General features: G+C 36.8%; 23 protein-coding genes. All 23 read left to right on the top strand.

Annotation, left to right across the window (positions count from 1 at the left end; translation table 11 throughout):
* Positions 1-107 precede the first annotated feature (107 nt).
* Entirely contained in the window at positions 108-1223 is a 1116-nt protein-coding gene (gene dnaJ / locus ACTT1L_RS08095) for a chaperone protein DnaJ (protein WP_000043935.1), read from the top strand.
* Between the two features lie 28 nt (positions 1224-1251).
* Positions 1252-2190: a 50S ribosomal protein L11 methyltransferase gene (prmA, locus tag ACTT1L_RS08090; RefSeq protein ID WP_000872108.1), complete on the top strand. Its 939-nt coding sequence runs from the start codon at positions 1252-1254 to the stop codon at positions 2188-2190.
* 144 nt (positions 2191-2334) lie between these two features.
* Positions 2335-3084, top strand: a complete 750-nt coding sequence (locus ACTT1L_RS08085) for a 16S rRNA (uracil(1498)-N(3))-methyltransferase (RefSeq protein ID WP_001190152.1) — start codon at positions 2335-2337, stop codon at positions 3082-3084.
* A gap of 6 nt (positions 3085-3090) precedes the next feature.
* Complete coding sequence (mtaB, locus tag ACTT1L_RS08080; protein ID WP_000108677.1) at positions 3091-4443, top strand: tRNA (N(6)-L-threonylcarbamoyladenosine(37)-C(2))-methylthiotransferase MtaB; 1353 nt, start codon at positions 3091-3093, stop codon at positions 4441-4443.
* A 394-nt stretch (positions 4444-4837) separates the two neighbouring features.
* Entirely contained in the window at positions 4838-5011 is a 174-nt protein-coding gene (rpsU, locus tag ACTT1L_RS08075) for a 30S ribosomal protein S21 (protein WP_000048061.1), read from the top strand.
* A gap of 15 nt (positions 5012-5026) precedes the next feature.
* Positions 5027-5470, top strand: coding sequence for a GatB/YqeY domain-containing protein (locus ACTT1L_RS08070; protein WP_000054571.1), 444 nt, complete (start codon positions 5027-5029; stop codon positions 5468-5470).
* Between the two features lie 107 nt (positions 5471-5577).
* Positions 5578-5871 carry a sporulation protein YqfC gene (gene yqfC, locus ACTT1L_RS08065; RefSeq protein WP_000732266.1) on the top strand — a complete coding sequence of 98 codons (294 nt, stop codon included), beginning with the start codon at positions 5578-5580 and terminating at the stop codon, positions 5869-5871.
* Positions 5872-6167: 296 nt separating this feature from the next.
* On the top strand, positions 6168-7367 hold the full coding sequence (gene yqfD, locus ACTT1L_RS08060; RefSeq protein ID WP_000792485.1) for a sporulation protein YqfD: 1200 nt from the start codon (positions 6168-6170) through the stop codon (positions 7365-7367).
* A 3-nt stretch (positions 7368-7370) separates the two neighbouring features.
* Positions 7371-8330 (top strand): PhoH family protein, encoded by a 960-nt coding sequence (locus ACTT1L_RS08055; protein WP_000840516.1) that lies wholly within the window; start codon positions 7371-7373, stop codon positions 8328-8330.
* A gap of 193 nt (positions 8331-8523) precedes the next feature.
* The gene (locus tag ACTT1L_RS08050; protein WP_000946450.1) at positions 8524-10668 is read left to right on the top strand and encodes an HD family phosphohydrolase; all 2145 of its coding nucleotides are present in this window, start codon (positions 8524-8526) and stop codon (positions 10666-10668) included.
* A complete protein-coding gene (ybeY, locus tag ACTT1L_RS08045; protein ID WP_000054692.1) occupies positions 10665-11135 on the top strand; it encodes an rRNA maturation RNase YbeY in 471 nt (156 codons plus the stop codon). The genes ACTT1L_RS08050 and ybeY overlap by 4 nt, the downstream gene beginning before the upstream one ends.
* Complete coding sequence (locus tag ACTT1L_RS08040) at positions 11132-11485, top strand: diacylglycerol kinase family protein (RefSeq protein ID WP_000715482.1); 354 nt, start codon at positions 11132-11134, stop codon at positions 11483-11485. Before ybeY ends, ACTT1L_RS08040 begins: the two co-directional genes overlap by 4 nt.
* A 99-nt stretch (positions 11486-11584) precedes the next feature.
* The gene (locus ACTT1L_RS08035) at positions 11585-11983 is read left to right on the top strand and encodes a cytidine deaminase (protein WP_001014347.1); all 399 of its coding nucleotides are present in this window, start codon (positions 11585-11587) and stop codon (positions 11981-11983) included.
* The gene (gene era, locus ACTT1L_RS08030; protein WP_001080241.1) at positions 11976-12881 is read left to right on the top strand and encodes a GTPase Era; all 906 of its coding nucleotides are present in this window, start codon (positions 11976-11978) and stop codon (positions 12879-12881) included. Before ACTT1L_RS08035 ends, era begins: the two co-directional genes overlap by 8 nt.
* Before the next feature lie 176 nt (positions 12882-13057).
* Complete coding sequence (locus ACTT1L_RS08025) at positions 13058-13201, top strand: YqzL family protein (protein ID WP_000883924.1); 144 nt, start codon at positions 13058-13060, stop codon at positions 13199-13201.
* A gap of 33 nt (positions 13202-13234) precedes the next feature.
* Positions 13235-13981 (top strand): DNA repair protein RecO, encoded by a 747-nt coding sequence (recO, locus tag ACTT1L_RS08020; protein ID WP_000487010.1) that lies wholly within the window; start codon positions 13235-13237, stop codon positions 13979-13981.
* Between the two features lie 107 nt (positions 13982-14088).
* A complete protein-coding gene (locus tag ACTT1L_RS08015; RefSeq protein ID WP_000583759.1) occupies positions 14089-14721 on the top strand; it encodes a helix-turn-helix transcriptional regulator in 633 nt (210 codons plus the stop codon).
* 29 nt (positions 14722-14750) lie between these two features.
* Complete coding sequence (locus ACTT1L_RS08010) at positions 14751-15563, top strand: pyruvate, water dikinase regulatory protein (RefSeq protein WP_000368943.1); 813 nt, start codon at positions 14751-14753, stop codon at positions 15561-15563.
* 851 nt (positions 15564-16414) lie between these two features.
* A complete protein-coding gene (dnaG, locus tag ACTT1L_RS08005; protein WP_000528216.1) occupies positions 16415-18211 on the top strand; it encodes a DNA primase in 1797 nt (598 codons plus the stop codon).
* Positions 18212-18270: 59 nt separating this feature from the next.
* Entirely contained in the window at positions 18271-19398 is a 1128-nt protein-coding gene (gene rpoD, locus ACTT1L_RS08000; RefSeq protein WP_000764060.1) for an RNA polymerase sigma factor RpoD, read from the top strand.
* A 385-nt stretch (positions 19399-19783) separates the two neighbouring features.
* Positions 19784-20140 (top strand): cytochrome c550, encoded by a 357-nt coding sequence (cccA, locus tag ACTT1L_RS07995; protein ID WP_000828145.1) that lies wholly within the window; start codon positions 19784-19786, stop codon positions 20138-20140.
* Positions 20141-20305: 165 nt separating this feature from the next.
* Complete coding sequence (locus ACTT1L_RS07990; protein WP_001006536.1) at positions 20306-21013, top strand: tRNA (adenine(22)-N(1))-methyltransferase; 708 nt, start codon at positions 20306-20308, stop codon at positions 21011-21013.
* Entirely contained in the window at positions 21010-22131 is a 1122-nt protein-coding gene (locus ACTT1L_RS07985) for a Nif3-like dinuclear metal center hexameric protein (protein WP_000036211.1), read from the top strand. The genes ACTT1L_RS07990 and ACTT1L_RS07985 overlap by 4 nt, the downstream gene beginning before the upstream one ends.
* Positions 22132-22163 lie beyond the last annotated feature (32 nt).

The following is a 22163-nucleotide window of genomic DNA, read 5'->3' as shown; positions in this document are numbered from 1 at the left end:
CTTAAGTTTTTTACTTTGCATACTGTAAGTGAGGAAACTTTGTTGCAAAGCACTTTCTTTCGGTGTTAAAATTACGTTTATGTGAAAGATTCGGGGGTTGTAAATTTATGAGTAAACGAGATTATTATGAGGTCCTTGGACTTAGCAAGGGTGCTTCAAAAGATGAAATAAAAAAAGCGTATCGTCGTTTGGCTAAAAAATACCATCCAGACGTAAGTAAAGAAGAAAATGCAATTGAAAAGTTTAAAGAAGTACAAGAAGCATACGAAGTATTAAGCGACGATCAAAAGCGTGCGCAATATGATCAATTTGGTCATGCTGGTGCTAATCAAGGCTTCGGTGGCTTTGGCGGCGGAGGAGACTTCGGTGGTGGCTTCGGTTTTGAAGATATCTTTAGTTCATTCTTTGGCGGCGGTGGCGGCAGACGTCGTGATCCAAATGCTCCGCGCCAAGGTGCTGACTTACAATATCAAGTCACTTTAGATTTTGAAGAAGCTATTTTTGGTAAAGAGTTAAATGTTGAGATTCCAGTAGAAGATCCATGTGATACTTGTAAAGGTAGCGGGGCAAAACCAGGAACTTCAAAAGAAACATGTAAACATTGCTCAGGATCAGGGCAAGTAAGTGTAGAACAAAATACACCATTTGGTCGTATCGTAAACCGTCAAGCTTGCGGTCATTGTTCAGGAACTGGGCAAATCATTAAAGAAAAATGTACGACATGCCACGGTTCTGGTAAAGTTCGTAAACGTAAAAAAATCAATGTTAAAATTCCAGCAGGTATCGATAATGGTCAACAAATCCGCGTATCTGGAAAAGGTGAAGCGGGCGTAAATGGCGGCCCAGCAGGAGATTTATATGTTGTTGTTCATGTAAGAAATCATGAATTCTTTGAGCGCGAAGGAGATCACATTATTTGCGAAATGCCATTAACATTTGCGCAAATGGCACTTGGTGATGAAGTAGAAGTTCCTACTGTTCATGGTAAAGTGAAGCTGAAAATTCCAGCAGGAACACAAACAGGAACAGAATTCCGCCTAAAAGGAAAGGGTGCTCCGAACGTACGTGGATACGGTCAAGGAGATCAATATGTAGTCGTGCGTGTTGTTGTACCGACGAAATTAACTTCACAGCAAAAAGATTTATTGCGTGAATTTGCAGGACAAGAAGAGCAGGATGATAGTTTATTCGGAAAGCTTAAACGTGCTTTCAAAGGGGAATAATGGAAATAAAAAATGGAGTTGGTAAATTGTGAAATGGTCAGAAATTAGTATTCATACAACAGAAGAAGCAGTAGAAGCTGTCTCTCATATTTTACATGAAGCTGGTGCTAGTGGAGTTGCGATTGAGGACCCAGCGGAGTTGACGAAAGAGCGCGAGCAACAATATGGTGAAATTTATGCATTGAACCCAGATGAGTATCCGGCAGAAGGTGTGTTAATAAAAGCATATTTCCCGCAAACGGATTCTTTACATGAAACAATTGCAGGTGTAAAATCATCTATTGATGTGCTTCCATCTTACGACATCGAAATTGGTACTGGAAATATTACCGTTAACGAAGTCAATGAAGAAGATTGGGCTACTGCTTGGAAAAAATATTACCATCCAGTACAAATTTCTGATACATTCACAATTGTACCGACTTGGGAAGAATATACACCATCTTCTCCGGAAGAAAAAATTATTGAATTAGATCCAGGTATGGCGTTTGGGACAGGAACTCATCCAACAACAACGATGTGTATCCGTGCTTTAGAAAAAACAGTACAGCCAGGTAACACAATCATTGATGTAGGAACAGGTTCTGGTGTGCTGAGTATTGCAGCAGCAAAACTAGGTGCGTCTTCTGTTCAAGCATATGATTTAGATCCGGTTGCGGTTGAAAGTGCAGAAATGAATGTACGTTTAAATAAAACAGATGATATCGTGACTGTTGGACAAAATAGTCTTTTAGAGGGTATTGAAGGTCCTGTTGATTTAATCGTAGCTAACTTATTAGCAGAAATTATTCTTTTATTCCCTGAAGATGCAGCAAGAGTTGTGAAGTCAGGCGGATTATTTATTACATCGGGCATTATTGCTGCAAAGGAAAAAGTAATTTCTGAAGCGCTAGAAAAAGCTGGATTTACAATTGAAGAAGTGTTGCGAATGGAAGATTGGGTAGCAATTATTGCACGAAATGCGTAATATAGATTTTAGTTTATAATGAAAAGGGGAGTCTCTCACTATAAGGTGAGGGACTTGCCGTTTGTTATATGAAAAATGATAACGTTTCGTTCTTTTCGTAAGTATTGGCTTACGAAAGGAACGAAACTCTACTAAGGTGATTATATGCAACGTTATTTTGTAGAAGAGAAATATGTAAATGAGACAAGTATTCGCATTGTAGGTGATGACGTACATCATATAGCAAGAGTGATGCGTATGTCAGCTGGTGATCACATTTATTGCTGTGTAAACGGAAAAACAGCCGTATGTTCAATTGATGAAATTACCAGTGAATTTATTCATACGGCTATTGTAGAATGGGTAGAGACGTCAAGTGAACTTCCTGTTTTCGTGACGATTGCAAGTGGACTGCCGAAAGGAGACAAGCTAGAGTTAATTTTTCAAAAAGGAACTGAGCTTGGGGCAGCTGCATTCTTACCATTTCAAGCATCTCGCTCTATCGTAAAATGGGATGCGAAAAAAGCTGATAAAAAAGTTGAGCGTTTAAGAAAAATTGTGAAAGAAGCTGCGGAACAATCACATAGAAGTGAAATTCCAGAAGTACACACCCCAGCATCGTTTAAACAATTGCTGTCAATGAGTGGTGAGTATGATGTTTGCCTTGTTGCTTACGAAGAGGAAGCGAAACAAGGCGAGAAATCTAATTTTGCGAAAGCTTTAACGATGATGAAACCAGGTCAAAAGCTATTGATTGTATTTGGCCCAGAAGGCGGTTTAGCTGAGGAAGAGATTACAGCGCTTCGTGAACATAAATTTGTACCATGTAGTTTAGGACCAAGAATTTTAAGAACAGAAACGGCGCCGTTATACGCGTTAAGTGCTGCTTCGTATCATTTTGAATTGATGGGGTGATGATCAATGTCAACTGTTGCGTTCCATACGTTAGGTTGTAAAGTAAACCACTATGAAACAGAAGCCATTTGGCAATTGTTTAAACAAGGTGGATATGAAAGAACTGAATATGAAAAGAAAGCTGATGTATATGTTATCAATACATGTACAGTAACAAATACGGGAGATAAGAAAAGTCGTCAAGTTATTAGACGTGCTGTTCGTCAAAACCCAGATGCGGTTATTTGTGTAACGGGATGTTATGCACAAACATCTCCAGCGGAAATTATGGCGATTCCAGGTGTAGATATTGTAGTTGGTACACAAGATCGTGAAAAGATGTTAGGATACATCGAAGAATTCCGTAAAGAGCGTCAGCCAATTAATGCTGTCCGCAACATTATGAAAACACGTGTATACGAAGAACTGGATGTACCTTACTTCACGGATCGTACACGTGCATCTTTAAAAATACAAGAAGGTTGTAATAACTTCTGTACATTCTGTATTATTCCTTGGGCGCGTGGTTTAATGCGTTCTCGCGATGGGAAAGAAGTTATTAAACAAGCGCAGCAATTAGTAGATGCAGGCTATAAGGAAATCGTATTAACAGGTATTCATACAGGTGGATACGGTGAAGATATTAAAGATTATAACTTAGCTGGATTACTTCGTGATATGGAAGCGGAAGTAGACGGATTAAAACGTCTTCGTATTTCTTCTATTGAAGCGAGTCAGATTTCAGATGAAGTAATTGAAGTGTTAGATAAGTCTGAAGTAGTTGTACGTCATTTACACATTCCGTTGCAATCTGGATCTAATACTGTATTAAAGCGTATGCGTCGTAAATATACGATGGAATTTTTCCAGGAGCGCTTAGATCGTTTGAAAGAAGCGTTACCAGGTCTTGCGATTACATCAGACGTAATCGTTGGTTTCCCAGGTGAAACAGAAGAAGAATTCATGGAAACATACAATTTCATTAAAGAGAATCGCTTCTCTGAGTTGCACGTATTCCCGTACTCAAAACGTACAGGAACACCTGCAGCGCGTATGGAAGATCAAGTTCCTGAAGATGTGAAGAATGATCGTGTTCACCGTTTAATTGAACTATCTAATCAATTAGCGAAAGAGTATGCATCACAGTTTGAAGGAGAAGTACTTGAAATTATTCCAGAAGAACAATTTAAAGAGGGCGACCGTGAAGGCCTATATGTAGGTTATACAGATAACTACTTGAAAATTGTATTTGAAGGATCAGAAGAATTAATCGGTAAATTAGTGAAAGTAAAAATCACAAAAGCTGGTTATCCATATAACGAAGCGCAATTTGTTCGTGTCCTTGAAGATGATGTGAAAAAGGAATCAGCAAGCGCATAAAGTGAAACTTTAATGAGCGTGGGATTCATTCCCCGCTCATTATTAGCCCGCACCAATCGGGATAAAAAAGCATGCAAACGGAAACGATTTGCATGCTTTCTTTTTTAGTGGAGAAGTTAAGTACTGAAAATGTACGAAATGAGTAGTTTTTCCGTACGTTTCTGCATGAAAAAAGGTATAATGACAAAAATATAGTTGCCTTCAGGGGAAAAGATAACAGCTATCTGCATAGTTTTTGAAAAAGGAAGAGCATCTATTCTTCTTTTATTCTGTCAAATAGTTGACCTGAAGTGATAAAATGTATTATAATCGTAAAAGACATGCTGAAGAAGTGTTTCTTTTTGCATGCTGGAGTTAGTATGTAAGTGTGATGTTTCGGAGGGAGGGAAAGAGAATGTCAAAAACAGTCGTTCGTAAAAACGAGTCTTTGGAGGATGCACTTCGCCGTTTTAAAAGATCGGTTTCTAAAACTGGTACACTTGCTGAAGCAAGAAAGCGCGAGTTTTATGAAAAACCAAGTGTAAAACGTAAGAAGAAATCTGAAGCGGCAAGAAAGCGTAAATTCTAAGAGAGGGTGTAAGTTATGAGTCTTCTCGGTCGTTTAAACGATGATATGAAACAAGCGATGAAGAATAAACAAAAAGAAAAATTAACCGTCATTCGTATGGTTAAGGCTGCTTTACAAAATGAAGGTATTAAACTACAGCATACTCTTACTGAAGAAGAGGAACTAACAGTTTTAGCTCGTGAAGTAAAACAGCATAAGGACTCCCTCCTTGAATTTAAAAAAGCTGGTCGTGAAGACCTTGTTAATAAACTGCAAAGTGAAATTCAGATTTTAAGCGCATATTTGCCGGAGCAATTAACGGAAGAAGAGCTAGTTGATATAATCAAGCAAGTTATTTCTGAAGTTGGTGCGACGTCTAAAGCAGATATGGGTAAGGTGATGACTGCTGTTATGCCGAAAGTAAAAGGTAAAACAGATGGATCGCTTGTGAATAAGCTGGTTATCCAGCTATTAGCATAAAAAAACGTCTCATTTCGTATGAGACGTTTTTTTATGCTTTTTTCAGTTTGGACGTGATATTACAAGCTCTTTTTTCATACATATGGGATGAGAGGGGGTCTTTTGGGATGAAAAAATTAGAACAAATGAAGAATTGGTTAACGAAGCAAATAGACCTACCAGTGGATGTGCTAATGGATCTACCTCGGATCACGCTTGTTGGGCAAGTGCATATCTATATAGAAAATCATCGAGGTTTATTAGTGTTTTCAGATAAAGAAGTAAGATTGTTGTTAAAACATGGTCAGTTATTGATTAAGGGGCAGTCCTTTGTTATTAAAACAATCCTTCCGGAAGAACTTTTGCTTGAAGGGATAATTGAGCAAGTGACGTTTTTAGAAGACGAACAGAAAGAGAAGTAAGGGAAACTTCCGTATGTGAAGTTTTTCTTCTTTATTCTAATGATTTGTCCCTACTATTTAAGTTTATCCCGCTTTAATGGGCAGTAAGCCCCCGCCTCAAAATTCAGCGAAAGCAAAGAAGTTAGGTGGGGGTCGGGCTATCCATTAAAGTCCAATTGGTGAGGGCTGATTAAAGTCTCACTTTATCCCGCTATTTATGGAAAATAAAACTCTTTATTTCATTTTCGTACGAGCTATTTTGCTAATTAAAGTGAAAAGTAGTGTGTCTACTTTTGGAAAGGTAGTGAAGGTAGTAGATGAAAAATAAATGGTTTATAAAGTGGCTTGGATATGTGAAGGTACGAATTGAAGGTAGAGGAGCGGAGCGGTTTGTTAACGAATGTGTGCGTAGAAAATTATTAGTTTGGGACGTTAAGAAAATCGCCGATGAAACGTTAGTCTTTTGTATGCTATTACGAGATGTGAAAAAAATAAAGCCGATTTATAGAAAAAATGAGTGTAAACTATATTTTATTGGGCGTTACGGTTTTCCATTTTGGAATAAGCGCTTAATTAAAAATAGTGGATTCTTAATTGGTTTTTTAATTTTCTTCTTTGGTATGATTGCATTATCGAATATGGTTTGGAAAATTGAAATTACGGGAGCGAAACCTGAAACAGAATATATATTGATGAAAGAATTGGACAAAATGGGTATTAAAAAAGGAAAATTACAATTCCAAATGCCTAGTGTAGAAGATGTACAACGTCATTTGACGGACAATATTAATGCGATTACTTGGGCAGGACTAGAAGTAAGGGGAACGACGTACCATTTTAAAATTGTTGAAAAAAATGAGCCGAAAAAAGAAAAAGAACAAAGGCCGCAAAATTTAGTGGCAAAAAAAGAAGCGATTGTTACAAAAACATTTGTTGAAGTTGGAAAACCAGTCGTTTTAAAAAATGATCATGTAGAAAAAGGGCAGCTTCTCGTATCAGGGATATACGGTAATGAGGAGAGTCCAACCATTGTTTCGGCGAAAGGTATTGTATATGGAGAAACGTGGTACACATCTGAGGTGAATGTACCACTCAAGACGCAATTTCAAGTATATACTGGTAATACGTATAATGAGCATTACCTTACATTTGGGAGTACAAAAATAAAAATATGGGGATTTCAGCATGATAAGTATAAACGTTCTCGTACGGAAAGTGTAAAACATGATGTGAAATTATTTGGTTTTACACTGCCGATTGCATATGAAAAAGATGTAGTGCGAGAAGAGGAAGAGGCGAACCGAGAATATACAGAAAAACAGGCAATGAAAGTAGCGAAAGAAATGGCCGAAAAAGAACTAAAGAAAAAATTGGATGAACATGCTATGATTGTAAGTGATAAGATTTTGAGTAAAGAGGTTGAGGCGGATCAACTAAAAGTCACTTTGCATTATACTGTGATTGAAAATATTGCAGAGCCACAACCAATATCCGAATCCGATATTCAAGGAGACTGAGTAATGGCAGAACAATTAGTAGAAATGAACCAACAATTGGAAAATACTAACGAAGCAATCGCTCTTTTTGGAGTCAATGATGCTCATTTGAAAGTAATTGAACGGGAACTGAATGTATCAATCGTAACTAGAGGTGAAACTGTTCATGCATCTGGAGCAGTTGAAACTGTGACACTCGTAGAAAAAATCTTACAACAACTACTTGTTGTTATTCGAAAAGGTGTGTCAATTACAGAAAGAGATGTTGCGTATGCAATTCAGCTCGCACAACAAGGGAAAATTGCTCAATTTGAAGAGTTATATGAAGAAGAAATCTTTAAAACGGCAAAAGGTAAATCCATTCGTGTAAAAACGATGGGACAAAGAAGATATATTCATGCAATGAAGAAAAATGATATTGTATTTGGAATAGGACCTGCCGGGACTGGGAAAACATACTTAGCTGTAGTAATGGCTGTAAGAGCTTTAAAGCAAGGGTATGTAAAGAAAATCATTTTAACGAGACCGGCTGTAGAAGCTGGAGAAAGTTTAGGATTTTTACCAGGTGATTTGAAAGAGAAGGTAGATCCGTACTTACGTCCATTGTATGATGCTCTGCACGATATTCTTGGACAAGAATATACGCAGCGTATGATGGAGAGAGGTGTAATTGAAATCGCGCCTCTTGCTTATATGAGAGGACGTACGCTCGATGATTCATTTGTTATTTTAGATGAAGCGCAAAATACAACGGGTGCACAAATAAAAATGTTTTTAACTAGATTAGGTTTTAGTTCTAAAATGGTTATTACGGGGGACCCTTCACAAGTAGACTTACCAAAGGGGGTAAAATCAGGGCTTACGCTAGCCGCTAACATTTTATCTGGTGTATCAGGTCTTTCATTCATTACGTTAGAACAAACGGACGTTGTAAGGCATCCACTGGTACAACGTATTATTGAGGCATATGATAAAATGGAATGATCCTATTTGTCAGGATCATTTCTTTTTGTATTAAGGTTGGCGAACGGCATATTTTTTACTATCATAAAAGATAAGAGAAATAAACTATAGGTACTGGTGTATAAAAATGTTACCTAAAAGTATCGTTGGCTAGAAGAAATGAAAGCTATAAATAGTTTCACTTTATTTCTAGAGAGGAGAAGGTATTGAAATCATGTTAAGATCTCAAGAAATTTCTAAGTGGTTTCGTAATTTACAACATTCGAAAAAACTAAGTTGGATTTCTTACGTTTTATTAGGAGCAGTGCTGTTTTTCGCACTTATGAATAATGTGAAACCAGAGCAATTAGATGTTGATATGTATTCTATTGCGAAAAAAACAATTCATTCTCCTATTAAAATTGAAGATAAGGTTATAACGGAAAGAAAAAAACAAGAGGCCGCTCAAAAAGTCGGGGATCAATATACATATAGAAGTGAATATAAACAAAATAGAGTAGATATTGTAAATGATGTTTTTGCTAAGGTGAATGAAGTAATTCAGGAGATGAAAGCTGCTGGACCTGAAGAGCAAAAAAAGATGACCGATGCGAATAAATTAGAAAAGTTGAAGAAGAAGTTGCCATCTAATTTAACGAAGGAATTATCGGATGAGAATTTATTATACTTTATTAATGCAGAACCGGATCAATTAGAATTAGCAAAGAATGCGGCTTTAACGTCTGTTAGCGTTATCATGGGTGGAAATATTAAAATGTCCGAAGAAATGGCAGCGAAAGAGCGATTTGTTAATGAAATGAAAAGCCTGAATGTGAATAGCGGATTGAAAGAAGCTGTGAATGCGCTAGGATCATATGCGATTACAGCAAATTATTTCTATGACCCGGCTGTAACGAAAGAGAAGAAGAAAGCAGAAGAAGATTTAGTTCCACCTGTTTATATTCTTCAAGGACAAGTTATTGTTAGAGAAGGTGAAACAATTTCAAGTGATATGTATAATCAGTTGAAATTAGTCGGTTTATTAGAAAAAGGTAATAGTTTTCAGCCTTATGTTGGATTAGCGGTGCTCATTGGTGTGTTACTATACTTTATGCATAAACAGTTTGAAGTATTTTTACAGCGGAAAAGAGAAGACAAACCGTACATTTTAGCGTATATTACAATTTTGTCTATCACGATTGTTTTAATGAAAATTATTAGTTTGTTTCAAAAGCTTGAATATGCAGGAATTGCGTATGTTGTCCCAGTTGCGATGGGAACGATACTTGTAAAACTAATGATTGGCGATCGATTTGTATTTTTAACAAGTATGATTTTTTCTGTGTGCGGAAGTATTATGTTTAATGAAGGAGTAACAAGTACACTAAATTATAGTGTAGGCATTTATGTTTTATTAAGTTCATTATCAGTGAGCATTTTCTTAAGAGAAAAAAATCGTCGTACGATGATTTTACAAGCTGGTATACTCGTTTCAATCTTAAATGTAGTCGTCTTGGCGGCGTTATTATTATTACGTAATGGGAATTTTTCGCCTCTTGAAATTGGTACCCAATTATTAATGGCTTCCCTTTCAGGAATTATCTCATCCGTTTTGGCTATGGGGATATTACCATATTTAGAAAGTGGACTTGGAATTGTATCAAGTATGAAGCTTATGGAATTATCAAGTCCGAATCATCCGCTGTTGCGTAGAATTTTATTAGAAGCGCCAGGGACATATCACCATAGTGTAATGGTAGCAAATCTTTCTGAGGCGGCTTGTGAAGCAGTTGGAGCAAATGGTGTATTAGCGCGTGTAGGGGCTTACTATCATGATGTAGGAAAAACAGTACAACCACAATTCTTTATTGAAAACCAGATGGGAATTGAAAATCCGCATGATAAATTAGATCCTGTGACGAGTAAAGATATTATCATTGCTCATGTAACCGATGGAGTAAAGATGCTTGAAGAATACCATATTCCGCAAGAAATTATCGATATTGCTGGACAACACCATGGTACAACGCTCCTGAAATATTTTTATTATAAGGCGATTAAAGAAGATAAAGAAAAATATACAGAAGAGATGTTCCGTTATCCGGGATCAAAAGCAACTTCTAAAGAATCGGCAATCGTTGGTATTGCGGATAGTGTTGAGGCAGCGGTACGTTCTATGAATCACCCAACGCCAGATCAAATTAATAATTTAGTACAAAGTATTATTAAAGATCGCCTGCAAGATGGGCAATTTAGTGAATGTGATTTGACATTTAAGGAACTACAAATCGTTGGAAAAACGTTATGTGAAACGTTAAATGGTATTTTCCATTCGCGTATTACATATCCGGAACCACCGGAAGATAAGGAGAAAGAATGAGTTTATTAATTGATTTCATTGATGAAACAGAAGAAGTGAAAGAAGAGTATGTGAATTTAATTCGTGAGATATTAGGAAAAGCAGCTCAAATGGAAAAAATAGAGGATGGTGCAGAGTTATCAGTAACATTTGTAGATAACGAACGCATTCGCGAGATTAATCGTGATTACCGAGATAAGGATCAGCCTACTGATGTCATTTCTTTTGCTATGGAAGAAATGGGAGAAGGAGAAATGGAAATTGTAGGTGTAGAGATGCCGCGTATGTTAGGTGATCTTATTATTTCTATTCCGAGAGCGAAAGAACAAGCTGAAGAGTATGGACATTCTTTTGATCGTGAACTTGGCTTTTTAGCGTTACATGGCTTTTTACATTTACTTGGTTATGACCACATGACAGAAGAGGATGAAAAAGAAATGTTCGGAAGACAAAAAGAAATTTTAGAAGCATTTGGATTAGGACGATGAAAAAAGGAAAACTTATAGATAGTTTTGGGTATGCTATAGTCGGTATATTCTTTTGTCTTCGTCATGAACGAAATATGAAAATTCATTATTTAGCCGCAGTTGTTGTTATATGCTGCGGCTTTTATTTCCATATTACAAAAGTAGAATGGATGGTATTACTTATTGTAATAGGAATTGTAATGAGTTTAGAGATGGTAAATACGGCTGTGGAAAAAACAGTAGATTTAGCGACTACCGATATACATCCGTTTGCGAAAGTCGCAAAGGATGTCGCGGCGGGAGCGGTTTTATTGTTCGCGATAATAGCCGTTATAATTGGTGCTATTATCTTTTTACCGTATGTGGTATAGTTGCATTCCAAAGCTTTTCTTAAGCTTTGAAGGTGCCGTAAAGGCCTTTAATAAGAGAGTGTATCTATTCACAGCTGTGAACAGGAAGGATGCGGGAATATGAATGGTCAACAATTAATTCAAGAAGCAATCGAAGCGCGTAAACAAGCGTACGTACCATATTCTAAATTTCAAGTAGGTGCAGCATTATTAACGCAGGATGGAAAAGTATATCGTGGATGTAATGTTGAGAATGCTTCATATGGCTTATGTAACTGTGCAGAAAGAACAGCTTTATTTAAGGCGGTTTCTGAAGGAGATAAAGAGTTTGTAGCTATCGCAATTGTGGCGGATACGAAGCGTCCAGTACCTCCTTGTGGAGCATGTCGACAAGTTATGGTAGAATTATGTAAACAGGATACGAAAGTATACCTATCAAATTTACATGGTGACGTTCAAGAGACAACAGTCGGGGAATTGTTACCAGGAGCATTTTTAGCGGAGGATTTACATGAATAGAAAAGGTTATAAATCAGGTTTTGTCTCTATTATTGGCAGACCGAATGTTGGGAAATCTACATTTTTAAATCGTATTATTGGTCAAAAAATTGCTATTATGAGTGACAAGCCACAAACAACTCGTAATAAAATTCAAGGTGTATATACAGAAAATGATTCACAAGTAATTTTTATTGATACACCAGGAATACATAAACCGAAACATAAACTAGGCGACTTCATGGTGAAGATGGCGCAAACGACATTAAAAGAAGTTGATATCGTTTTATTTATGGTGAATGCTGTTGAAGGCTTTGGTCGTGGTGAAGAATTCATCATCGAGAAGTTAAAAGAAACGAAACAACCAGTATTTTTAGTTATTAATAAAATTGACCAAGTTCACCCAGAACAATTATTAGAGCTAATTGATCAATATCGCAAATTACATGACTTTGCAGAAATCGTACCAATTTCTGCATTAGACGGTAATAACGTAGAGGCCCTAATTGGTACAATTAAAAAGTATTTACCGGAAGGACCACAATACTACCCAGATAATCAAGTAACGGATCATCCGGAGAGATTTATTATTGCAGAGCTTATTCGTGAGAAAGTACTACATTTAACACGTGAAGAAGTGCCGCATTCTGTAGCTGTTGTTATCGATGCAATTCAAAAACGTGAGGGCGGGGCAGTTTATATTAATGCAACGATTGTTGTGGAACGTCCGTCGCAAAAAGGGATTATTATCGGAAAACAAGGGAAGATGTTAAAAGAAGTCGGTAAGCGAGCTCGTTTTGATATTGAAGCATTACTTGGTTCTAAAGTATTTTTAGAAGTATGGGTAAAAGTGCAAAAAGATTGGCGTAATAAAATGTCTCAGCTTCGTGACCTTGGTTTCCGCGAAGACGAGTATTAAAATAGAGTAAAGCTGTAATCAGCGGATGTTTTGTTCATCCGCTGATTATTGGTTTTTACGAGTTTTGATAAATTAGGAAAAATTTTTCTCACATGAAAATGGACAAAATGGGTCAATTTAATAACAACAAAGGAAATTGGTTTATAGGCTACGCTTATTGAGAAAGGTGGATTCTTATGCTAGATTTTACCTGGAAGTTTTTCTCCAAAACAGGAAGCATTGAGACGTATTTGCTTTTGAAAGAAATGGAAAAAGACGTAAACGATGAGATGGATCAACATGAAGAGGAGCTAGCGCATCTAGACTCTCCAATTTCTTGACCCGTTTTGTTCAAACCTTGGATGGTGACGAACATGTTTCAAAAAGTTGAGGGCATCGTTATCCGTACGACAGATTACGGAGAAACGAACAAGATTGTTACAATATTCTCAAGAGAATTGGGTAAGGTAAGTGCAATGGCAAGAGGAGCGAAAAAACCAAAAAGCCGGTTAGCATCTGTTTCGCAACTTATGACACATGGTCATTTTCTTATTCAAATGGGATCTGGACTTGGAACTTTGCAACAAGGCGAGATTATTTCAACTATGAAAGAAATTCGCGAGGATATATTTTTAACTGCTTATGCATCATTTATTGTTGAGTTAACTGATAAAGCAACAGAAGATAAAAAACATAATCCATATTTATTTGAAATGTTATATCAAACGTTGCATTATATGTGTGAGGGTGTTGATCCAGAAGTATTATCATTAATTTATCAAACGAAAATGCTTCCGGTATTAGGGATGCGCCCGTACTTTGATACATGTGCGATTTGTCATCAAGAAACAGATTTTGTCGCCTTCTCTGTTAGGGAGGGCGGTTTTCTGTGCTCACGTCATGCTGAGCAAGATCAGTATCGTATACCAGTGGGGGAAGCCGTTCATAAATTATTACGTCTTTTCTACCACTTCGATTTACATAGACTTGGCAATGTATCAGTGAAGGATAGCACAAAAAAACAAATGCGTTTAGTATTGAATACATATTATGATGAATATTGCGGGATTTATTTGAAATCAAGACGTTTCTTAGAACAACTTGATAAGTTTCAAATATAATTTGGGGCCGTATACGGTCCTTTTTACATCCTTTCTTTTTCGAATAGCATATTTAGTATATAATATTTAAGAGATAGTATAACTTTTTTCGTTGTGCATTAAAGGTGGTGATTATCATAGAGCTGAATAAACGGCAAGAACATATCATTCAGATTGTAAAAGATCACGGTCCTATTACAGGGGAGTCAATTGCTGCGCAATTGGGATTAACACGTGCAACGCTAAGACCAGACTTAGCAATTTTAACGATGGCTGGTTATTTAGAAGCACGTCCACGCGTAGGTTATTTTTATACGGGTAAAACTGGGGGGCAGTTATTATCTGAAGCTGTTAAGAAAATTAAAGTACAAGATTATCAATCTAGACCGGTTGTAATTGATAAAAATGTATCGGTATACGATGCGATTTGTACTATGTTTTTAGAGGATGTAGGTACATTATTCGTTGTAGATCAATCGACTCTATTAGTAGGCGTTGTATCTCGTAAAGATTTATTACGAGCTAGCTTAGGGAAGCAGGATTTAACCTCACTTCCGGTTAATATTATCATGACAAGGATGCCAAACATTGCGATGTGTCGTAGAGAAGATTCTTTATATGATATTGCGATGGAATTAATAGAAAGACAGATTGATGCGATGCCAGTTGTAAAAGATACGAAACAAGGTTTAGAAGTGGTTGGACGAATTACAAAAACAAATATTACACGTGCGTTTGTAAACTTAGTAAATAACGAATAAGTGTAATTTGTTTAAAGTGAGGTAATGTAATGGATAATAAAATCGTATATGTCGTATCTGACTCTGTAGGAGAAACGGCTGATTTGGTTGTTCGAGCAGCAATGGGGCAATTCCCATTTGCTCCTGATATTAGACGTGTGCCGTATGTAGAAGATACAGGGACATTAAAAGAAGTGATTTCGATTGCTAAGAGCAATCAAGCACTTATTTGTTTTACGTTAGTAAAGCCTGACATGCGCCAATATTTAGTGACAGAGGCTGCAAAAGAAGGTGTAGAGGCATATGATATTATTGGTCCTCTAATCGATCAAATTGAAGAAATTACCGGGCAAGTGCCTAGATATGAGCCTGGTGTTGTTCGTAGGTTAGATGAAGAATACTTTAAAAAGATTGAAGCGATTGAGTTTGCTGTGAAGTATGATGATGGTAGAGATGCACGGGGTATTTTAAAAGCAGATATCGTGTTAATTGGGATTTCGCGCACATCAAAAACACCACTTTCTCAATATTTAGCTCATAACAAACGTTTGAAAGTTGCCAACGTACCACTAGTACCAGAAGTAGATCCGCCTGAAGAATTATATCAAGTGGCTAAAGAAAAATGCTTTGGTTTGAAAATTACGCCAGAGAAGTTAAATCATATTCGAAAAGAGCGATTGAAATCACTTGGACTAAGTGATGGAGCAACATATGCCAATATTAATCGTATTAAAGAAGAGATTGATCACTTTGAGAATGTAGTTAGTAAAATAAATTGTCAAGTAATTGATGTATCGAACAAAGCGATTGAAGAAACAGCTAACATTATTGTGAATGCAGTGCAAAACCAAAAAATGTTTTAGCACATTTACCAAAGGTGAATGTGCTTTTTTCGCTCGTGAGAAACACAGTGCCTGCTGATTTCGTAATAGATGATAGCGAAGTGGTTATGCTTATATTTTTCGGTCTTTTTATTATGCTAAAGGTAGGGTTTCGCTATCCTGAAATAGAAGATGAAAAAATAAAGGGATATGTAGCGTAGTTGAAGAAAATATATTATAATAAAAAATTGTGATAAAAACCTATATTTTACGTTTAGACTTTAATTTTTCAGAATAAACTAGGGATAGGATTTAAGAAATGACATGTAATTACGTTAAATCGACAAAATCTATACAAGAAAACGCACATTATGGAAGGATTCGCAGAAGGGATGTAGAATACAGAAATATGCAAAACATCAATATGGTATGAGTTGATGCAGATGCATATACTGTGAAGGCTGACAATTGTGCGAGCTGGAACGAAATTTCATGTCAAAATTTTGTTTGTCACATCGTATGCTCATCGTTTAAGGAAGCAGCGAGGGAATTTGGATCTATGTAGATGCTGAATAAGCAAAAGTTGATTTCTTTATATGTATCAACATGCAAAAAACAGATCTCGTGATCACATAGGATATGATGCTTGCTAGTCTTCTTATGAAAAAGTGCATATGTATTGTCTCCATGAGGTACATTTGTAATAGATGAGCAAATGGATACAATTTTATATAGTAGGTACGTATCTGCGAATTTACGCAGAAAAGGGTCTGCAAAATCGCTTGATAACGTGATCGACAACATTTTCTAATAAGTTTAGAAAAAATATTGTCGAATTATAAAGGAATTTTTTAATTTATATCGAATACAAAATACGACACGGAGATGGAGTTATGGGGAACAGAATTCCTGAAGAAGTTGTTGAACAAATTCGGACATCATCCGATATTGTCGAAGTGATTGGTGAATACGTTCAACTTAGAAAACAGGGACGTAACTATTTCGGCCTTTGTCCGTTTCATGGTGAGAATTCTCCTTCATTCTCTGTTTCATCTGACAAGCAAATTTTTCATTGCTTCGGATGTGGAGAAGGTGGAAATGTATTTTCCTTTCTAATGAAAATGGAAGGACTGGCTTTTACCGAAGCTGTTCAAAAGCTAGGTGAAAGAAATGGAATTGCGGTTGCAGAGTATACATCAGGGCAAGGACAACAAGAAGACATATCTGATGACACTGTCATCATGCAACAGGCTCATGAACTTTTGAAAAAGTATTATCATCATTTATTAGTAAATACAGAAGAAGGAAATGAAGCACTTTCGTATTTGTTAAAACGTGGTATTACAAAAGAGATGATTGAGAAGTTTGAAATTGGTTATGCGTCACCTGCTTGGGATGCAGCAACGAAAATCTTACAAAAAAGAGGTTTATCGCTATCAAGTATGGAACAAGCTGGTCTTCTCATAAGAAGCGAGAAGGATGGTAGTCATTATGATCGCTTCCGTGGAAGAGTTATGTTTCCAATCTATACGTTACAAGGTAAAGTGATAGCGTTTAGTGGAAGGGCATTAGGAGATGACACTCCGAAATATTTAAATAGCCCAGAAACACCAATTTTTCACAAAAGTAAATTGTTGTATAACTTCCACCAAGCGAGGCCGTTTATTAGAAAACGTGGGCAAGTGGTCCTTTTTGAAGGGTATGCTGACGTACTAGCTGCGGTAAAAAGTGGTGTGGAAGAAGCTGTTGCGACAATGGGAACAGCTTTAACTGAAGAACAAGCAAAACTTCTGCGACGTAACGTTGAAACTGTTGTTCTTTGCTATGATGGTGATAAAGCAGGGCGAGAAGCGACGATGAAAGCAGGGCAATTATTGTTGCAAGTTGGTTGCCAAGTGAAAGTTACATCCTTGCCAGATAAGCTTGATCCTGATGAATATGTGCAACAATATGGGACAACTGCTTTTGAAAATCTTGTGAAATCAAGTATAAGTTTTGTTGGTTTTAAAATAAATTATTTGCGTTTAGGGAAAAATTTGCAAGATGAGTCGGGCAAAGAAGAGTATGTGAAAAGTGTTTTAAAAGAGTTATCGTTGTTACAGGATGCGATGCAGGCAGAATCATATTTGAAGTCATTATCGCAAGAATTTTCGTATTCAATGGAAACACTTTTGAATCAATTGCACCAATATCGCAAAGAACAAAAGGTACAGCAAAAACAAGTAAAGCAGGTTTCTAAGCCGTCTCAAATTGTTCAAACAAAACCGAAGTTAACAGGTTTTGAAAGGGCAGAAAGAGAAATTATTTACCATATGTTGCAAAGTCCAGAAGTGGCCGTTCGTATGGAATCCCACATAGAAGATTTTCATACAGAAGAACATAAAGGGATTTTATATGAACTATACGCATATTATGAAAAGGGAAATGAACCTTCAGTCGGAACATTTTTAAGTTGGCTCTCTGATGAAAAGTTGAAAAATATTATTACTGATATTTCGACGGATGAATTTATTAATCCAGAATACACAGAAGAAGTGTTACAAGGCCATTTGGAGACGCTTAGACGTCATCAAGAAAAACTTGAAAAGATGGAAATCATCTTCAAGATAAAACAAATGGAAAAAACAGATCCTGTAGAGGCTGCTAAATATTATGTAGCATATTTACAAAATCAAAAAGCGAGAAAATAGCTTTTTTGATAAATTTTTAGTATAATGAATGTTTGTATCTCGCGTAAGGAGGGGAACAGATGGCTGACAAACCAGCTCGTTCTAAACAAATTGAAACTGAAATGACCCTTGAGCAAGTGAAAGAACAACTCACTGAGCTCGGAAAAAAACGTGGCGTTCTTACATATGAAGAGATTGCAGAACGCATGAATGGATTTGAAATTGAATCCGATCAAATGGATGAATACTATGAATATTTAGGTGAACAAGGGATTGACTTAGTTGGCGACAATGACAACGACGAAGGCCCTAATAATCGCCAAATAGCAAAATCGGAAGAAGAATTCGACCTCAATGATTTAAGTGTACCACCAGGGGTTAAAATCAACGATCCTGTTCGTATGTATTTAAAAGAAATTGGTCGTGTAGATTTACTATCTGCAGAAGAAGAAATTCGACTTGCAACGCGTATTGAAGAAGGCGATGAAGAAGCGAAACGTCGTCTTGCAGAAGCAAACCTACGTCTTGTAGTAAGTATTGCAAAGCGCTACGTGGGCCGTGGTATGCTTTTCTTAGACTTAATCCAAGAAGGGAATATGGGTCTAATTAAAGCGGTTGAAAAGTTCGATTATCGTAAAGGTTTCAAATTTAGTACGTATGCAACTTGGTGGATTCGCCAAGCAATTACACGTGCGATTGCAGACCAAGCAAGAACAATTCGTATCCCAGTTCATATGGTTGAAACGATTAATAAGTTAATTCGTGTACAACGTCAATTATTACAAGATTTAGGACGTGAACCATCTCCTGAAGAGATTGGTGAAGAAATGGATCTTGCTCCAGAAAAAGTACGTGAAATCTTGAAAATTGCACAGGAGCCAGTTTCTCTTGAAACACCGATTGGTGAAGAAGATGACTCCCATTTAGGTGATTTCATTGAAGACCAAGAAGCAACATCGCCTGCGGACCATGCAGCGTATGAATTGCTAAAAGAACAATTAGAAGATGTGTTAGATACACTAACAGATCGTGAAGAAAATGTTCTACGTCTTCGTTTTGGTTTAGATGATGGACGAACTCGTACGCTTGAAGAAGTTGGGAAAGTATTCGGCGTAACGAGAGAACGTATCCGTCAAATTGAAGCAAAAGCACTTCGTAAATTGAGACATCCAAGCCGTAGTAAGCGTCTTAAGGATTTCTTAGAATAGGCTACCTTTAAGTTTACTTCACTTTTGTGAAGTAAACTTTTTTATTTTGTTAATTTTTGTTAAACTTTAGCTGTCAGCAACGATTACAATTTCTTGTAATTTATTTTACAGAATTGTCTTTTGATTTGCAAATGCTCATTTTTCGATTTTTCGATTAATTTTGTTTATTCTATACAAAAATATATGTAGAAAAGTGAAAAATATGATGAGAAACGTTAATAATTATCGAAATAATAAGCGATATAACAATAAAAAACAATAAACTGAATTTATGGAATATTTTTAACGATTAGTAGTTTACTCTTTTCTGATAGAGCGTTTTCAAGTACAATGGAAATGACTGAATCATCTAACTATTTAGGGGTATAGAGGGGGGAGAAGAGATATGAAACGTAATCCGCTGATTCCGTTCGCTCTTATTGCAGCATTGGGTATTATCGTTATGTTTGTATTTTCATTTCAGGGGCTAAATAAATCTAAAGAGTTAGCTGATGCAAAAAATGGCGGGAAGCCAGCACAAACAGCATCCAAGCCAGAGGATATTGTGAAGCAAAGCTGTACGAGCTGCCACGGTGATCAGTTACAAGGGGCGGTAGGACCTAATTTACAAAAAATTGGTGGGAAACTTTCAAAGGATGAAATTAAAGAAATTCTTTCGAAAGGAAAAGGAAATATGCCACCGAATATAGTTCCAGCTGATCAAGCCGCTAAAGTAGCTGATTGGTTATCGAAGAAAAAATAAAGTTCCGTATGACAAGCCTTTTGCTTAAGCAAAAGGCTTGTTTTTCTATATTTTCTAAAATACGATGAATGATAGAGAAGTGAATTGTTGTTATAGGCTTGCAACAACTACTATAAATTCATTATCATGGAGACAGACTGACAAGAGAAGGAGTAATGGAAATACATGAATGAAGTAAAGCTTTCAAAACGATTAGAAGAAGTTGTGCGTGAAATACCAGTAGGATCTACAGTTGCCGATATTGGATCGGATCATGCGTATTTACCGTGTTATACAATTATAAATAATATTGCTACTAAAGCAGTTGCTGGAGAGGTTGTAGATGGACCATTTCGCTCTGCGCAGGCAACTGTAGCTGAAAGTGGCTTACAAGATAAAGTAGATGTGCGTAAAGGGAATGGATTAGCTGTTATCGCGCCAGGAGAAGTAGATGTAATTACGGTTGCCGGAATGGGCGGAGCGTTAATTCGTGATATTTTAGAAAGTGGTAAAGAAAAATTAGAAGGTGTAACACGTTTAATCTTACAGCCGAATATTGCAGCGCATCACATTCGTGAATGGTTTATTGCGAATGGATGGGAGCTTATCCATGAAAAAATCGTAAAAGAAGATGGGAAAATTTACGAGATTTTAGTAGGGGAGCGAGGAAATATCACGGTTCCTTACTCTGAAAATAAACAGGCTGAATTATTTATGGGACCATTTTTAATGAAAGAAAAAAGTGAAGCTTTCGTTGAAAAGTGGGAAGGAGAATTAAAAAACTTCCAAAATATTTTAAAGCAGTTAGAACGTGCGGCTGATTCTGAAGAAACAAAAGCGAAGCGTGCGGAAGTAGAAGCGAAAATGAAAATGATAGGGGAGGTTTTATCATGAGTAAAATTCCAAATGGCCATGAAATTATTTCGTTATTTGAAAGTATGTATCCGAAGCATTTGGCGATGGAAGGAGATAAGATTGGCTTGCAGATTGGAGCGCTTAATAAACCCGTGCAGCACGTATTAATTGCGTTAGATGTAACGGAAGAAGTTGTGGATGAAGCAATTCAATTAGGAGCGAATGTCATTATTGCGCATCATCCTTTAATTTTTAACCCGCTAAAAGCGATTCATACAGATAAGGCATATGGGAAAATTATTGAAAAGTGTATTAAAAATGATATTGCAATCTATGCCGCACATACAAATGTGGATGTTGCTAAGGGCGGGGTAAATGATTTACTTGCTGAGGCGTTAGGATTGCAAAATACAGAAGTTTTGGCACCGACATATGCAGAAGAAATGAAAAAAATTGTTGTGTTTGTGCCTGAAACTCATGCAGAAGAAGTACGAAAAGCATTAGGAGACGCAGGTGCTGGTCATATCGGCAATTATAGTCACTGTACGTTTAATAGCGAGGGTACAGGTACGTTTGTACCTCAAGAGGGGACAAATCCTTATATCGGGGAAACTGGACAGTTAGAGCGCGTAGAAGAAGTGCGGATCGAAACGATTATTCCAGCTTCATTACAACGAAAAGTGATTAAAGCAATGGTAACAGCACATCCATATGAAGAAGTAGCCTATGATGTGTATCCACTTGATAACAAAGGTGAAACGTTAGGGCTTGGAAAAATAGGGTATTTACAAGAAGAAATGACACTTGGACAGTTTGCGGAACATGTAAAGCAATCGTTAGATGTAAAGGGTGCGCGAGTTGTTGGGAAATTAGATGATAAAGTGCGCAAAGTAGCTGTACTTGGTGGCGATGGTAACAAATACATCAATCAAGCTAAATTTAAAGGTGCGGATGTATATGTAACAGGTGACATGTATTATCATGTTGCCCATGATGCGATGATGCTCGGTTTAAATATCGTCGACCCAGGACATAACGTTGAAAAGGTAATGAAGCAAGGTGTACAAAAGCAATTACAAGAAAAAGCAGATGCAAAGAAACTGAATGTACATATTCATGCTTCGCAGTTACATACAGATCCATTTACATTTGTATAAGAAAAATAAAAAACCGTTGCTCATATAGGCAA

Origin of the sequence: Bacillus sp. FH (assembly GCF_052216825.1) — a bacterium.
In the GTDB taxonomy this organism is placed as follows: Bacteria; Bacillota; Bacilli; order Bacillales; family Bacillaceae_G; genus Bacillus_A; species Bacillus_A paranthracis.
This window is presented reverse-complemented; position numbering and strand designations above follow the sequence as displayed.